The sequence below is a fragment of the Acinetobacter sp. CFCC 10889 genome (assembly GCF_003268395.1).
GTDB lineage: Bacteria > Pseudomonadota > Gammaproteobacteria > Pseudomonadales > Moraxellaceae > Acinetobacter.
On the sequence record NZ_LQXQ01000178.1, the window covers coordinates 1 to 482 of the forward strand.

The window sequence follows — 482 nt, forward strand, 5'->3', positions numbered from 1 at the left end:
CTGTCTACAAATACACGGTGTTGCTGAATACGTTTATTATGACACACAGCTAATTTGGTAGAATCAATAAAAGCAATTCCAGAGGATTGCACCTTTAAACTCTCAATAAGAGCGACAAAATACATCACATATTTTGCTTTTAATTCAATGAATCGGTTATAGCTAGGTAAGTTTGGAAAGTAAGAGCAAAGAAAAGGCTTAGCCCAATAAAGATAAAAAGCCTTGAAGTTTCTACTCCCTGTTAGATGAAACCACAATAATAAAGTGAGAACTTCAGAAGCACTGATTTTACTTTGGCGCAATCGCTTAGCTTGTCCTGAAGTAAGCCTATATTGTTCAACATTGTTGGTAATATCAGCACAAAAATCATCAATTAAACAAAAAAGTGTTGTAAGCTGTGTATCGATAGGCATTTGAGGTTATTCAGTTTTTTGTCGTGATTAAATTGTGACTCAAATGCCTATTCTTTATCAAATTTCTTA

1 protein-coding gene is annotated in these 482 nt (G+C 33.6%); it reads right to left on the reverse strand.

Features of this window, described 5'->3' with window-relative positions:
- The coding region (locus AVJ19_RS21280; protein ID WP_322873953.1) for a transposase at positions 1-413 on the reverse strand (413 nt) is incomplete at its 3' end.
- Positions 414-482 lie beyond the last annotated feature (69 nt).